This window comes from Neptuniibacter sp. QD72_48 (assembly GCF_047778065.1).
In the GTDB taxonomy this organism is placed as follows: Bacteria; Pseudomonadota; Gammaproteobacteria; order Pseudomonadales; family Balneatricaceae; genus Neptuniibacter.
On the sequence record NZ_CP180547.1, the window covers coordinates 692362 to 705697 of the forward strand.

A 13336-nucleotide genomic window follows, 5' to 3' on the forward strand; every position below is an offset into this window, starting at 1 on the left:
TTAGCCTGGAGCTTGTTCTTTATTGCTTTGCTCTTCCGAAGGGATATCTATACTTCGGCTTTGTTGTTCGGCTTTGATAATGTAGGTATTGATCATGCCGCGAACATGTTTGAACAGCCAAGAGTTGTCTTTTTTCCAATTGTCATTGGCTTGCGGTAAACGGCTTTGGTGAAAATTGTTCATGCGTTTATGTCGTGCTAATCGTAATCTTCGTTCAGGCGAGTTTTCTCTGTGATTTGTATTTGTCGATCTGCGTGCAGAATGGTGTAGATCGATAATGGTGGTTTTTATCTCGGGTAAGATTTCTAGCAGTCGCGGAGCGTTCTCTGTTATGGAGTCTCGTGCGTCTAAGAGGACTAAGCGAAGGTTTTGCTGTTCTTGGTGCTTTTGAACGTATTGTGCAGCCCATGTGGCACCTGTGCCGGCCCCTAAAATTACGACTCTATCGACGCCTTTCTCTTTTTTTAGGTGCTCAAATGCGGTGTTGCCTAGGCGGGCTACGATCTCTTGGTAATTCTCTTTTTCTTCCTGTTCTTGCACTGCCTCTGTTGGTGCGTTAGCGGCATTTTCCTGTTGGTTCATTACTGCGTCAGAAGGTGTTTCGGTGTTTTCTGTTGTGGCTTCTTCTTGGGCTTCTACAGGTTCTGTTGAGCTGTCTTGAGGGGTGTCTGGGCTCTGAGTTGGTTTTATAGCCGACAAAACCGGTAGTGTACGTTTTGGCAGAGGAGTTTGAGCCGGTTGGGGTAAAAATACCGCTAATGTATACCAGCCATGATTGGCTAGGCCTGTGCGGATTTGGTTGAGATTTTCTGGCCAGTCCATATGGGTGAGTTCATCCGGGAATATGATGACGCCACCCTGTGGTATTCCGCTGCCTTCGGTTAAATAGTAACCAAGTAATTGTTCCCCATCTTTTCCTGTATCGAGCTGTAGTACCTGAGTGCTGGGGTCAGGGTGTGATGATAGTGCTTGGCGAAGATTGTTTTCTCTACTGGGTTCAGTTCTTTCGACAGTAGGTGTTGATGGTTGAGTTGCGCTGGCTGTTTTTTCAGTACCTGCGTTAGCTTCCTCTTCGGCGGAAAAGGCGGTAGAGGAAATCAAACTAAGAGTAAGGAGAAAAGAATAAAATTTCATATGAACGATTATGAGTAAGAAGCAGGCTGACAGCAAGACGTCTGCTCCGCTAAAATATGCCTAAATTATTTGTAACTGGAAAATATCCATGTCTGATTTCAAAATTGCACCATCGATTCTATCTGCCGACTTTGCGCGTTTAGGCGAAGAAGTTGAAAATGTTTTGGCAGCAGGCGCAGATTATGTGCACTTTGATGTGATGGATAATCATTATGTGCCAAATTTAACGATTGGCCCAATGGTGTGTAGTGCGCTGAGAAAACATGGTATTGAGGCACCAATTGATGTGCATCTGATGGTTAAGCCTGTTGATCGTATTATTGGTGATTTTATTGAGGCCGGTGCCAGCTACATCACTTTCCATCCAGAAGGTTCTGAACATATCGATCGTTCTTTACAGATGATTAAAGACGGCGGTTGTAAATCCGGTTTGGTTTTCAATCCTGCAACGCCATTAAGCCACTTGGAATATGTAATGGATAAAGTGGATATGGTGCTATTGATGTCTGTGAATCCAGGTTTTGGTGGTCAGAAATTCATTCCAGGTACTTTGGATAAACTGCGTCAGGCTCGCGAGATGATTAATCAGAGTGGCCGTGATATCCGCTTGGAGATCGATGGTGGTGTAGGTATTGGTAATATTCGTGAAATTGCAGAAGCGGGTGCTGATACGTTTGTGGCTGGTTCTGCTATCTTCAATACAGATGACTACGCTGCGACTATTGCTCAAATGAGAGCTGAATTGGCTAAAGCGAAGATTGCTTAATGCAAGAGCTGTTTGAAGGGCAAAACCCAAAACTCGTTCTGTTTGATCTAGATGGTACGCTAGTTCATAGCGTGCCTGATTTAGCTCAGGCAATTGATCGAATGCTTGTCGCCATAGAGAGAGTGCCTGCGGGTATCGACAAAGTTGGGCAGTGGGTAGGTAATGGTGCAGCAGTTTTAGTGCGTCGTTCCTTGGCTGGCGATATGGCGGGCGAAGGCGTGGACGAATCCCTATTTGATAAGGCTTATGAGCTTTTTCTTGCGTTTTATGCTGAATCTACTTCTGATCTGAGTGAGTTGTACCCAGGTGTGCTTGAGTGTCTAGAACGGATGCGTGAGCGCGGGGTTAAGCTCGGCGTAGTTACTAACAAGCCAATCTCGTTTACTCATAGTATGTTGGAAGGCTTTGGGATAAGTGATTTCTTTGAGGTGGTTTTGGGTGGAGATAGTCTGTCTGAGCGAAAGCCTCACCCAATGCCTTTACAAGAAGCGATGAAGCGTTGCGATGCCGAACCCCAAAATACCTTAATGGTAGGGGATTCAGTGAATGATGTAGCGGCGGCGCGAGCAGCTGGTTGTCCAGTGGTGTGTGTGCCATACGGATACAATCATGGTGAAGATATTGCTCTCTCAAATCCCGATAAAATTGTCGGGCGTTTAGATCATCTATTCTAAGAATCTTGAGCTTGCGAAATTCAATCTTCGTAAAAAACGATCTTTCATTTAAATAAAATCGATTTTTTATATTTCAGGGCTGAATTTACTCTTGTAGAAGCTCACAGGTCATTCCCCATTTATCAATGGCTTGTACCGCCAAGTCGCTTTTCTGACTTGGCTGATTCTTATCACAGCACTTGTATACCCCGCTTGTCGGGGTTTTTTTTGGTCTGTCTTTTTTCGTAGCGAAGGTTTATACCTTTTGTGGTTCTTCTATTTAATTGCATTTTGCGTTGTTCTTTGGGATTAAAAACAGCAAAAGTCCTCAATTAATGTATGAATAGTAGGCGGTGGTAGTTGATTCAAATAGGGTGCTGCTATATCTTTTGGCTATTCATAAATTTAATTAAACCTGCCGTGATGCTATTTGCTACAGCGACCGTGAAAAATAATGCTGAAAAAGATCGTCTCCCGTACGTGGGTGAACGATGGCGATGGCGTGCCTGATTTTTTAATCAGCAGGCACTGTTAGGGTTGGTTTTTGGCGCATAGATAGATCTCGCTGCTTTTCCTTCTAATGCGTTAGTTCATAAAGTTGGTCCCTTCTTTTATTTAGTGTCTGCTCAGATCGCCCTTGTTATCGTTTTTGGCATTATGAGATAAAGACATGACTCCTGAATTATTTGCGGAACTAGCCGCGCAGAATTACAACCGCATTCCCGTTACACGTGAAGTTTTAGCCGATCTGGATACGCCCTTATCTACCTACAAAAAACTGGCTAATACGGCGTATAGTTACCTTTTAGAATCTGTTGAAGGTGGTGAAAAATGGGGGCGTTACTCCATTATCGGTTTGCCTTGTCGGACGATTTTGAAAGTACATGGCGAAAAAATCTCAATTACAGAAGATGGTAAGGTTATAGAAGAGCTGGAGATGTCTGATCCTTTGGATTTTGTAGAGACATTTCAAGCACGCTACCGCGTACCGCAGTTAGAAGGGATGCCGCGTTTTAATGGTGGTCTGGTCGGATACTTTGGTTATGATTGCGTACGTTATGTTGAGAGGCGTTTAAAAGATAGCTGCCCTGAAGACCTGTTGGGTACACCTGATATTTTGTTGATGGTGTCTGATGAAGTTGTTGTGTTTGACAACCTAGCAGGCAAGTTGATCTTAATCTCACATGCAGATCCAGCTGAAGATCAAGCTTATGAAAAAGCGCAGGCGCGTCTTGATCAGTTGGTAGAGAAACTTCATACAGCTACGCCTTATGAAGCTACTCCAGCTGAGCAGCAGCGTGAAGTATCGGAAGCAGAATTTAAGTCGAGCTATGGTGAACAGGCCTTTAAAGATTCTGTGGATAAAATCAAAGAATACGTTCTTGATGGCGATATCATGCAATGTGTCATTTCTCAGCGCATGTCGATTCCTTTTAAAAGCAAACCGTTAGATCTATACCGAGCGCTACGCTGCCTTAATCCTTCCCCTTACATGTATGTTCTCAATCTTGATGATTTTCATGTGGTTGGTTCCTCTCCTGAAATATTGGCGCGTGTGGAAGGTAATCAGGTGAGTGTTCGTCCGATCGCTGGTACACGTAAGCGTGGTCTTACACCTGAAGAAGATCTGGCTATGGAGCAAGAATTGCTTGCTGATCCAAAGGAGATCGCTGAGCACTTGATGTTGATAGATCTTGGGCGCAACGATGTTGGTCGTGTAGCTGAAATAGGTGGTGTTGAACTCACCGATAAAATGGTTATAGAGCGTTATTCACATGTAATGCACATTGTGTCGAATGTAAACGGCAAGCTGAAGCCGGGTGTTTCTGCGATGGATGTGCTGCGTGCAACTTTACCAGCAGGTACTTTAAGTGGTGCACCTAAAGTACGTGCGATGGAAATTATCGATGAAATGGAGCCAGTGAAGCGCGGCGTTTATGGTGGCGCGGTAGGTTATCTTTCTTGGAATGGTAATATGGATACGGCGATTGCAATTCGTACAGCTGTTATCAAAGATGAAGTGCTGCATATTCAAGCGGGTGCAGGTGTTGTGGCTGACTCTGTGCCGCGTTTGGAGTGGAAAGAAACCATGAATAAAGGCCGTGCAGTATTCAGTGCGGTTGCTATGGTTGAGCGAGGCTTGGATAATCTATGATATTGCAAAATCAATCAGCTAATTTCATCTTATTAGGGGCTGGATAATGTTATTAATGATCGATAACTACGATTCGTTTACATACAACGTAGTTCAGTATCTGGGTGAGCTTGGCGCTGATGTGCGTGTTTATCGTAATGATGAAATTACGATTGAAGAGATCGAAGCGCTCAATCCGGATCATCTTGTTATCTCTCCAGGCCCATGCACCCCAAATGAAGCGGGCGTCTCTGTGGCCGCGATTGAACACTTTGCAGGTAAGTTGCCAATTCTTGGCATCTGTTTAGGTCATCAGAGTATTGGTCAGGCTTTTGGTGGCGATATAGTGCGAGCAAAGCAGGTAATGCACGGTAAAACTTCTCCTGTTCATCATATAGACGCAGGCGTATTTGAAGGGCTAGCACAACCTGTAGAAGTGACTCGTTACCACTCTCTTGTAATTGATCAAAATACACTTCCGGAGTGTTTAGAAGTGACCTCTTGGACTCAAGATGACGAGGGTAATGTCGATGAGATTATGGGTGTTAGACATAAGACTCTAGATATTGAGGGAGTCCAGTTTCACCCTGAATCTATTTTGACGGAGCAAGGCCATGATTTATTGGCTAACTTCTTGAAACGCACTAAGCCTGCAGCTTGAAATTACTAAGGATAATCAATGGATATTAAACAAGCATTAGCTTTGGTTGTGGATCGTCAGGACCTTTGCCAAGAAGATATGCGTGCTGTGATGAATCAGATCATGACAGGGCAAGCGACCGATGCACAAATCGGTGGTTTATTGATCGCTTTGCGTATGAAAGGCGAAACAGTAAATGAAATAACTGGTGCTGCTGATGCAATGCGATCGCTAGCAACGCCTGTGGATATTAATGTGCCTAACGCCGTTGATATTGTAGGCACCGGTGGTGATGGCGCGAATCTGTTTAACGTTTCTAGTGCTTGTTCTTTTGTTGTTGCAGCGGCTGGTGGCCATGTTGCTAAACACGGTAATCGTTCTGTCTCTTCCAGCTCTGGTTCTGCTGACTTGTTAGAAACTGCGGGTATTAATTTAGAGCTTAAGCCTGAAGAAATTGCGCAATGTATTGAGAAGGTTGGTTTGGGCTTTATGTTTGCGCCTCAGCACCACAGTGCGATGAAGCATGCCATTGGTCCTCGTAAAGAGATGTCCTTAAGAACCTTATTTAATATTTTGGGGCCTTTAACTAACCCAGCAGGTGTTAAACATTACCTCTTAGGTGTGTTTGATAAAACACTTTGTCGCCCTCTAGCTGAGGCTTTGCAGGCATTAGGTGCGGTTCATGCGATGGTCGTTCACGCGGCAGAAGGTTTGGATGAAATTAGTTTGGCTGGTGATACCTATGTGGCTGAGCTAAAAGATGGTGAAGTGAGTGAGTATACTTTGACCGCTGATGATGTTGGGCTTAGCAAGCAAACACTAGAGGGTTTGCAAGTAAGTAGCTCTGCTGAAAGTTTGGAAATGATTCAAGCGGCTTTTGCCGGTGAGCATGCCAAAGCGGTTGATATGATTGCTATCAATGCTGGCGCAGCTCTCTATGTTTCGGATCAGGCTGCTAACCTTAAAGAGGGTGTGGCGTTGGCTAAAGAGACTATTTTAAGTGGTGCGGCTGCATCTAAAGTTAAAGAATTGGCTGGCTTTAGTCAGGCATTTAAGGGTTAAGAGATGTCAGATACACCAACGATTTTAAAGAAAATTCTTGCCCGTAAAGCGCAGGAAGTAGCAGAGCGACAGCCAAAAGTTTCTATTGCTGATCTTAAAGCACGTATTGCTGACCAAAAGGGGACTGATTTTGACCCTCGTGGTTTTGTTGCGAATATGGAGAAAGCGATAGCTGAGGGGCGTTCTGCGGTTATTGCTGAAGCTAAGAAGCATAGCCCATCTAAAGGATTGCTAAGAGATCCGTTTGTGCCAGCTGATATTGCTAAATCTTATGAGTTGGGTGGCGCAAGTTGCTTGTCGGTTTTAACAGATAAAGATTATTTCCACGGTAGCGAAGAGTATCTGATGCTGGCGCGAGCTGCCTGTTCTTTGCCGATTATCCGTAAAGACTTTATTGTCGATCCGTACCAGGTTTATGAAGCGCGTGCTATTGGTGCTGACTGCATTCTATTGATTGTATCTGCCTTAGAGGATCAGCAAATGGCTGATTTGAATGGTCTGGCACTTGAGCTAGAAATGGATGTATTAATTGAAGTCCATGGTGCTGACGAGTTGGAGCGTTCCCTTCCGCTAAATAATAAGTTGGTTGGTATTAATAACCGAAATCTACATACCTTTGAGGTGACGTTAAATAATACCTATGATTTGCTGAGCTCTATTTCAGAAGATCGAATTGTCGTTACTGAAAGTGGTATCCATAGTCGCGAAGATGTTCAGGCAATGCGCGAACATAATGTTCATAGCTTCTTAGTGGGTGAAGCGTTTATGCGTGCTGAAAATCCAGGTCAGAAATTAAAAGAATTGTTTGAGTAAGGTTGTAGCTTTATGAGTATGAGTGCCAAGGTTAAATGGGATGGAGATGTGCGTTTTCAAGGCACAACCGGTTCTGGCTTTGATCTAATGATCGATGGCGAGCTGAAGCAGGGGCCTCGCCCTATGGAGCTTATGCTTCTGGGTCTAGGTGGCTGTACTAGCTACGATGTTGTGGGTATTTTGAAAAAGACACGTCAAGATGTGGTTGATTGTGTCGCAGAAATTGAGTCTGAGCGTGCTGACGAAGTACCCGCTGTCTTTACTAAGATCCACATAAAGTTTGTTGTTAGTGGCCGTGGCTTGAGCGAGAAAAAAGTTGAGCGTGCTGTAAAGCTGTCGGCTGAACAATATTGCTCTGCATCCTTGATGCTTGAGCGAGGTGGTGTTGAAATCACCCACAGCTTTGAGATTGTTGAAGTGGAATAATCTCATTTTTGAGTGCTTTTCCTTAGAAAGGGCTGCTTTTTAGTGGCCCTTTTTTATTTTTTACTGGAGTCTATATATTTATCCGCTATATTAGTTGCAATGTTATTTAGTTAGTTGCTTGTTTTTTAAGGTTATTGTTGTCCCTTTTTGATGGGTGTTGGGGGTGTTTGTTATCTCCTAAAAGGGCTTGTATAGGTAAACTTTGGGGATTTGGTGAGGCGATGCGCTTATCGATATCTAAAACGTTGGCTATAGGCATTGTGACGCTGCAGATTGTAACGGTTTGTGTCATTCTGGCCTCATCCTACATTACCACTGAGCAGGTCCTAATAGGCCATGCTCAAAAATTAATGCGCAATTTATCTCGTGAAGTTATCCAGCACTCTGAAGAGTTTCTTTCGCCTGCCCGCTCCGCTGTTAGCTTGACTCAAAGTTTGGCTCGAAATGAAGTAGTAAGTGAAGAGCGTCCTGATGAAATGGAGCAGTATTTCTTTGAGCAGCTCATGTTATTCCCTCATATTGCGGGTATTTACTACGGTAACCTAGATGGAGACTTTTATTTTGTGCGTAGGAGCTCTGAAATAAGCTCGTACCAAATTAAACGCATTAATGAAGATGCTGGGCAGAGAATTGTAACAAATCGTTGGTTTGGTCAGGATCAAGAGTTGGTAAAAACAACTGAAGATCCAAATGATTCTTATGATCCAAGAACTCGCCCATGGTTTACTAAGGCTTTGGGTGAAAGGCAGCAGACCTGGACTGATCCGTATCTATTTTTTACCTCTCAAACACCTGGGATCACCGTAGCTAGTCCTGTTTTTACAAAAGGTGGGGAGCTTATTGGGGTGGTGGGGGTAGATATAGATCTATCAGCACTGTCGGATTTTCTAGGTTATCTGGAATTAAGTGAGCATGCTTCAGCATTAATTATGAATAATAATGGCGATGTGATTGCTCATCGTAATCTTCAAGGTACTTATGCTCAAAATGAAGAGGTCAAGCGTTTGTTGAAGGTGGGGGAGCTGAGTAATAAGGCAACTCGAGCTGCTGTTGATTCCCTTGATCGCTCGCCAGGCTGGTATGTATTGAATACAGCTGTTAATACGAGTTATTTGCACGAAGGGAAAAAATACCACGCAGTATTTACGCCCTTTTCAGATAATTGGCCTTGGCTCTTAGGCTTGTATGTGCCGGAAGATGACTTCCTTACAGAAATTAAAGCAAATCAGAAATTTAACTTTATCGTTGCAGGAGGGATAACATTAGTCAGTTTGATTATTGGTATCTGGTTTGCGCGATCGCTTTCTCGTCCTATCGTTAGGTTACAGAAGAGCGTTGAGTCCGTAAAAAAAGGCCAGTTAGAAGTTAATATCGATGCTGGAGGCAGTATCTTTCATGATATTTCCGACACAACGCACGCCTTTAAAGGTTTGGTGGACTTTCTAAAAGATAATCAGCAAAAGAGTGAGGCCTTGCGAAAGCGATTAACTCAACAGGCTCACTTTATGGAAGCTGTATTGGCGAACATTGATAGCGGCGTAGTTGTTTGTGATGTCGATGGTCGTTTTGTTTATTCAAATAGAGTGGTGAATCAACTTAGAGGGTTACCTGAAGGTGCGCATCTAGAGCGTTTTGAGGATGCTCCATTTAAGTTATTTGCTGCTGATGGTGTAACTCAATTAGATAATTCACAATGGCCAATATTTAGAGCGTTAAATGGTGAGCATATATCAAACCTAGAGATTGTTATTGTTTCAAATACGAGCGAGCCTAAACGTGTTTATGTCAGTGGTCAGCCGCTATTTGATACTTCCGGTGAGAAGCTTGGTGCTTATGTGTCGATGCATCAAGTGAGTTGATGTTTTCTAAATGCCTCTCTTGCTAGTCTTTCCCTTGCATAGCTCTTGTTAGGCGCGTAGAATTACGCGTCCTTTGGAGAACTATTTCCAATCTCCTTGCTGCCTACCACATGGTGTGGTCAGGGGGCTATTAACCCGAAAGGAGCTAAAATGCGTCATTATGAAATCGTATTTCTGGTTCACCCGAACCAGAGTGAGCAGGTTTCTGCGATGGTTGAGCGTTACACCTCTCTAATTGAAGGTGCAGAAGGCACAATTCATCGTCTAGAAGACTGGGGCCGCCGTCAGTTGGCTTACCCAATCAACAATGCTCATAAAGCACACTATGTCCTGATGAACATCGAATGTGGTCAGGAAACTCTAGACGAGCTGGAAAACCTATTCCGTTACAACGACGCTGTTCTGCGTAACATGGTTATCCGTCGTAAAGAAGCGATCACTGAGATCTCTCCAATCAAAGCTGCTGAATCTCGCGAAGAGCGTAAACCTCGCCGTGAAGAAAAGCCTACTGAAAAGCCAGCTGAAGAAGCAGCACCTGCTGCGGAAGCTTCTGAAGAAGCTGCTGAGTAATTTAATTTCTGAGGAGAGATACAATGGCTCGTTTTTTCCGCCGTCGTAAGTTCTGCCGTTTTACGGCTGAAGGTGTTCAAGAGATCGATTACAAAGATCTGGACACGCTAAAAGGTTACATCACCGAAACTGGCAAAATCGTACCTAGCCGTATTACAGGTACTAAAGCGCGTTACCAGCGTCAGCTGGCTACTGCTATCAAGCGTGCTCGTTTCGTAGCGCTACTACCTTACACTGATAGCCATCAGTAATTAGGTAGGAGAGTCGCTATGCGTGCCTTGGCCGAATTGGTCATGAAAGGCCGTAAACAAGCGGCTTTTGTGGCGGTTATCGCCGCCTTGCTGCCATTACTTTATTGGGTAAGTGCAGCTGCCGTCGCTTTGGTTACTTTACGTAAAGGCCGAAGTGAAGGCACCGGACTACTGATTTGGGCATTATTGCCTGCAGGAGTCTGGGCATACAGTGTGTCCGACCCGACACCACTGGCTGTAATTGTAGGAACATATATCCTTGCAATTACTTTGAGAGAGACGGTTTCTTGGGCAAAAGTGCTTATGATTGCACTCCCTGTAGGAGCTATAGCGAGCGTAGGCATGGATATTATGCTTAGTAGCTATCTCGATGAGGTAATTAAGCAGTTAGATAAGTTTTTAGTGCAGTCAGCTAGTCAAGCCAACCAAGAGGTTAAGCTTGATCCTGAGCAGCTAAGGCAGCTCATGTTGGGCGGTTTAACATCAGTGCATACGGTAATGATGCTTGTCAGTGTAATGCTGGCACGCTCTTGGCAAGCTGGGTTATACAACCCGAGCGGTTTTCAGCGAGAGTTTCATGTATTGAGACTGCCTCAGCTGTATACAGGAGTGTTAATAGCGGCATCGTTCGTTTGCTACCAGTTAGATCTGGAGTCGTTACGCTGGTTACCACTGTTGCTGTTACCTTGGATCATTGCGGGTATCGCATTGGTGCATGGCAGTTTGGCTAAACGTGATTTAGGAAGGTCTTGGTTGGTTGCCTTTTATGTTGCAGCCTTCTTTATGGGACCGTATGTGATTACGCTGCTGGTATTTGCGGCTGCTATTGATAGTTTTGTTGATATCAGATCGCGAATTCCAGTTAAGAATTAGGACTGCAATTCTTTGCAGAACAAAAGAGGTTTACGAGATGGAAGTTATTCTGCTCGAAAAAATTGGTAAGCTAGGTAACCTCGGTGACAAAGTTTCCGTAAAAAGCGGTTTCGGTCGTAACTACCTAGTACCGCAGGGCAAAGCTGTTCCTGCAACTGAAGCTAACGTTGCTAAATTTGAAGAGCGTCGTGCTGAGCTAGAAGCTGCAGCTGCAGAAAAACTAGCTGCTGCTACTGCACGTGCTGAAGCACTGAACGAGAAAGAAGTTACTATCACTGCTAAGTGTGGTGACGAAGGTAAACTGTTCGGTTCTATCGGTACTCGTGACATCGCTGACGCTGTAACTGCTGCTGGTGCAGACGTTGATAAGAGTGAAGTTCGTCTACCTGAAGGTGCTCTACGCGCTATCGGTGAATTCGACATCGCTATTCAACTACACCCAGAAGTTACTGCTACAGTTAAGCTAGCTGTTGTAGGCGAGTAATCGTCTTTAGCTAAGCCGTACTGTACTGTACTATAAAGCACTGCGTGGATTTTCCATGCGGTGCTTTTTTGTTTTTAGGCTGTTGTGAATGATGGAAAAAAGTGAACTAACGGATGAAGATCTAGCAAGGATTAAAGTGCCTCCCCATTCGATGGAAGCTGAGCAATCGGTTTTGGGTGGCTTGATGCTTGATAACAATGCTTGGGATACCGTATCTGAGGTGGTCCTAGATGATAACTTCTATCGTCAGGAGCATCGCAAAATCTATCGTACGATGCGTAAGCTCGTTAATGATGGCAATCCGATTGATGTTGTTACTTTATCTGAAGAATTGGATCGTACCGGTGATCTAGAAGGTGCGGGCGGGCTAGATTATTTGATCGAGCTTGCTAAGAACACACCAAGTGCGTCTAACATCCGTGCTTATTCCGAAATTGTGCGCGACCGTTCGCTTTTGCGTCAAATGATCTCGGCAGCCAATGAAATTGCAGATGATGCATTTAACCCGGATGGCAAAACCTCCGAAGAGATACTCAACTCTGCGGAGCAAAAGATCTTCCAAATTGCGGAAGATCGCCCTAATCAAGGCGGCCCTGAGGGTGTAAATGAACTGCTGAAAAAAGCAGTAGATCGAATTGATACCCTCTTTAACAGTGATGGGGATATGACCGGTGTAACTACCGGGTTTGATGATCTTGATGCCAAAACGGCGGGTCTGCAGCCTTCTGACCTAATTATTGTTGCTGCGCGTCCATCGATGGGTAAAACCACGTTTGCCATGAACTTGGTGGAAAATGCCTTAATGGCGAGTAATAAGCCTGTTTTGGTATTTAGTTTGGAGATGCCTGCGGAACAGTTGATGACGCGTATGTTGTCTTCGTTGGGTCGTATCGATCAGACGCGAGTGCGGACTGGTTCGTTGGAAGAAGAGGATTGGCCTAAACTAACAACGGCCGTCAATATGATGCGCGATAAGCCGTTGTTTATTGATGATCAGGCCGGTATTAGCCCTAACGAGTTACGTACCCGTGCACGTCGTATTGTACGTGAGCATGGTCCTTTATCACTGATCATGATTGACTATCTGCAGCTTATGCAGATGAAAACCCCGGGTATCGAGAGTCGTACCCAAGAGATTTCTGAAATATCTCGTTCTTTGAAGGCGATTGCGAAAGAGCTTGAATGCCCTGTTGTTGCCTTGTCTCAGCTTAACCGTACGCTTGAGCAGCGTCCGAATAAGCGTCCTGTAAACTCAGATTTGCGTGAATCGGGTGCGATTGAGCAGGATGCCGACGTGATTATGTTTATCTACCGTGATGAAGTTTATAACGAGGATTCAGAACACAAAGGTGTAGCTGAAATCATCATAGGTAAGCAGCGTAACGGCCCAATCGGTACGAGTCGTTTGGCCTTTATTGGTAAGTACACCAAGTTTGAAAACCTTGCACCTGATGTCTATGCGCAATATGTGGGTATGGATGATTAAATTGCATTTTATTCGGTGCAGAAGTATTGAGCGAATCTTTAGTTTAAGACTGCTTTGTTCTTAAGTTGTCTAGAATGAACTCAAGGAGGCGAGTTGTCATGGACAGTGTGGTCAAAAACATACAGAATTAGAGTGTTTTCATAACCTTATGTAGGGTTGTTTGTTAGCTGTGAAAACAAATTTCT

14 protein-coding genes are annotated in these 13336 nt (G+C 44.3%); 13 read left to right on the forward strand and 1 reads right to left on the reverse strand.

Features of this window, described 5'->3' with window-relative positions; all coding sequences use genetic code 11:
• Positions 1-1134: a DUF3530 family protein gene (locus ACMXYX_RS02930; RefSeq protein ID WP_415897537.1), complete on the reverse strand. Its 1134-nt coding sequence runs from the start codon at positions 1132-1134 to the stop codon at positions 1-3.
• Between the two features lie 88 nt (positions 1135-1222).
• On the opposite strand from ACMXYX_RS02930, the gene rpe reads away from it, so the two are divergent.
• The 13 genes from rpe to dnaB all read left to right on the forward strand — a co-directional run bounded on the left by rpe (position 1223) and on the right by dnaB (position 13151).
• On the forward strand, positions 1223-1900 hold the full coding sequence (gene rpe, locus ACMXYX_RS02935; protein WP_415883506.1) for a ribulose-phosphate 3-epimerase: 678 nt from the start codon (positions 1223-1225) through the stop codon (positions 1898-1900).
• The gene (locus ACMXYX_RS02940) at positions 1900-2574 is read left to right on the forward strand and encodes a phosphoglycolate phosphatase (protein WP_415897538.1); all 675 of its coding nucleotides are present in this window, start codon (positions 1900-1902) and stop codon (positions 2572-2574) included. Before rpe ends, ACMXYX_RS02940 begins: the two co-directional genes overlap by 1 nt.
• A 649-nt stretch (positions 2575-3223) precedes the next feature.
• Positions 3224-4708, forward strand: coding sequence for an anthranilate synthase component I (gene trpE / locus ACMXYX_RS02945; protein WP_415897539.1), 1485 nt, complete (start codon positions 3224-3226; stop codon positions 4706-4708).
• 46 nt (positions 4709-4754) lie between these two features.
• On the forward strand, positions 4755-5348 hold the full coding sequence (locus tag ACMXYX_RS02950; RefSeq protein ID WP_415897540.1) for an aminodeoxychorismate/anthranilate synthase component II: 594 nt from the start codon (positions 4755-4757) through the stop codon (positions 5346-5348).
• Between the two features lie 18 nt (positions 5349-5366).
• The gene (gene trpD, locus ACMXYX_RS02955) at positions 5367-6389 is read left to right on the forward strand and encodes an anthranilate phosphoribosyltransferase (protein ID WP_415897541.1); all 1023 of its coding nucleotides are present in this window, start codon (positions 5367-5369) and stop codon (positions 6387-6389) included.
• Between the two features lie 3 nt (positions 6390-6392).
• Positions 6393-7202: an indole-3-glycerol phosphate synthase TrpC gene (gene trpC / locus ACMXYX_RS02960; RefSeq protein WP_415897542.1), complete on the forward strand. Its 810-nt coding sequence runs from the start codon at positions 6393-6395 to the stop codon at positions 7200-7202.
• A gap of 18 nt (positions 7203-7220) precedes the next feature.
• Entirely contained in the window at positions 7221-7628 is a 408-nt protein-coding gene (locus tag ACMXYX_RS02965; protein WP_415884634.1) for an OsmC family protein, read from the forward strand.
• A gap of 221 nt (positions 7629-7849) precedes the next feature.
• On the forward strand, positions 7850-9487 hold the full coding sequence (locus ACMXYX_RS02970; protein WP_415883522.1) for a cache domain-containing protein: 1638 nt from the start codon (positions 7850-7852) through the stop codon (positions 9485-9487).
• 150 nt (positions 9488-9637) lie between these two features.
• Positions 9638-10057, forward strand: a complete 420-nt coding sequence (gene rpsF, locus ACMXYX_RS02975) for a 30S ribosomal protein S6 (RefSeq protein WP_415906463.1) — start codon at positions 9638-9640, stop codon at positions 10055-10057.
• A 23-nt stretch (positions 10058-10080) separates the two neighbouring features.
• Positions 10081-10308: a 30S ribosomal protein S18 gene (gene rpsR, locus ACMXYX_RS02980; RefSeq protein ID WP_007020960.1), complete on the forward strand. Its 228-nt coding sequence runs from the start codon at positions 10081-10083 to the stop codon at positions 10306-10308.
• 18 nt (positions 10309-10326) lie between these two features.
• A complete protein-coding gene (locus tag ACMXYX_RS02985) occupies positions 10327-11181 on the forward strand; it encodes a hypothetical protein (RefSeq protein WP_415897543.1) in 855 nt (284 codons plus the stop codon).
• 37 nt (positions 11182-11218) lie between these two features.
• Positions 11219-11665, forward strand: a complete 447-nt coding sequence (gene rplI, locus ACMXYX_RS02990; RefSeq protein WP_415883525.1) for a 50S ribosomal protein L9 — start codon at positions 11219-11221, stop codon at positions 11663-11665.
• A gap of 91 nt (positions 11666-11756) precedes the next feature.
• Positions 11757-13151, forward strand: a complete 1395-nt coding sequence (gene dnaB / locus ACMXYX_RS02995; protein ID WP_415898228.1) for a replicative DNA helicase — start codon at positions 11757-11759, stop codon at positions 13149-13151.
• The last annotated feature ends 185 nt before the right edge of the window (positions 13152-13336 follow it).

Coding starts and splice junctions, on each gene's coding strand:
- ACMXYX_RS02930 (WP_415897537.1), bottom strand. CDS start 1,134: ATGAAATTTTATTCTTTTCTCCTTACTCTTAGTTTGATTTCCTCTACC.
- rpe (WP_415883506.1), top strand. CDS start 1,223: ATGTCTGATTTCAAAATTGCACCATCGATTCTATCTGCCGACTTTGCG.
- ACMXYX_RS02940 (WP_415897538.1), top strand. CDS start 1,900: ATGCAAGAGCTGTTTGAAGGGCAAAACCCAAAACTCGTTCTGTTTGAT.
- trpE (WP_415897539.1), top strand. CDS start 3,224: ATGACTCCTGAATTATTTGCGGAACTAGCCGCGCAGAATTACAACCGC.
- ACMXYX_RS02950 (WP_415897540.1), top strand. CDS start 4,755: ATGTTATTAATGATCGATAACTACGATTCGTTTACATACAACGTAGTT.
- trpD (WP_415897541.1), top strand. CDS start 5,367: ATGGATATTAAACAAGCATTAGCTTTGGTTGTGGATCGTCAGGACCTT.
- trpC (WP_415897542.1), top strand. CDS start 6,393: ATGTCAGATACACCAACGATTTTAAAGAAAATTCTTGCCCGTAAAGCG.
- ACMXYX_RS02965 (WP_415884634.1), top strand. CDS start 7,221: ATGAGTGCCAAGGTTAAATGGGATGGAGATGTGCGTTTTCAAGGCACA.
- ACMXYX_RS02970 (WP_415883522.1), top strand. CDS start 7,850: ATGCGCTTATCGATATCTAAAACGTTGGCTATAGGCATTGTGACGCTG.
- rpsF (WP_415906463.1), top strand. CDS start 9,638: ATGCGTCATTATGAAATCGTATTTCTGGTTCACCCGAACCAGAGTGAG.
- rpsR (WP_007020960.1), top strand. CDS start 10,081: ATGGCTCGTTTTTTCCGCCGTCGTAAGTTCTGCCGTTTTACGGCTGAA.
- ACMXYX_RS02985 (WP_415897543.1), top strand. CDS start 10,327: ATGCGTGCCTTGGCCGAATTGGTCATGAAAGGCCGTAAACAAGCGGCT.
- rplI (WP_415883525.1), top strand. CDS start 11,219: ATGGAAGTTATTCTGCTCGAAAAAATTGGTAAGCTAGGTAACCTCGGT.
- dnaB (WP_415898228.1), top strand. CDS start 11,757: ATGGAAAAAAGTGAACTAACGGATGAAGATCTAGCAAGGATTAAAGTG.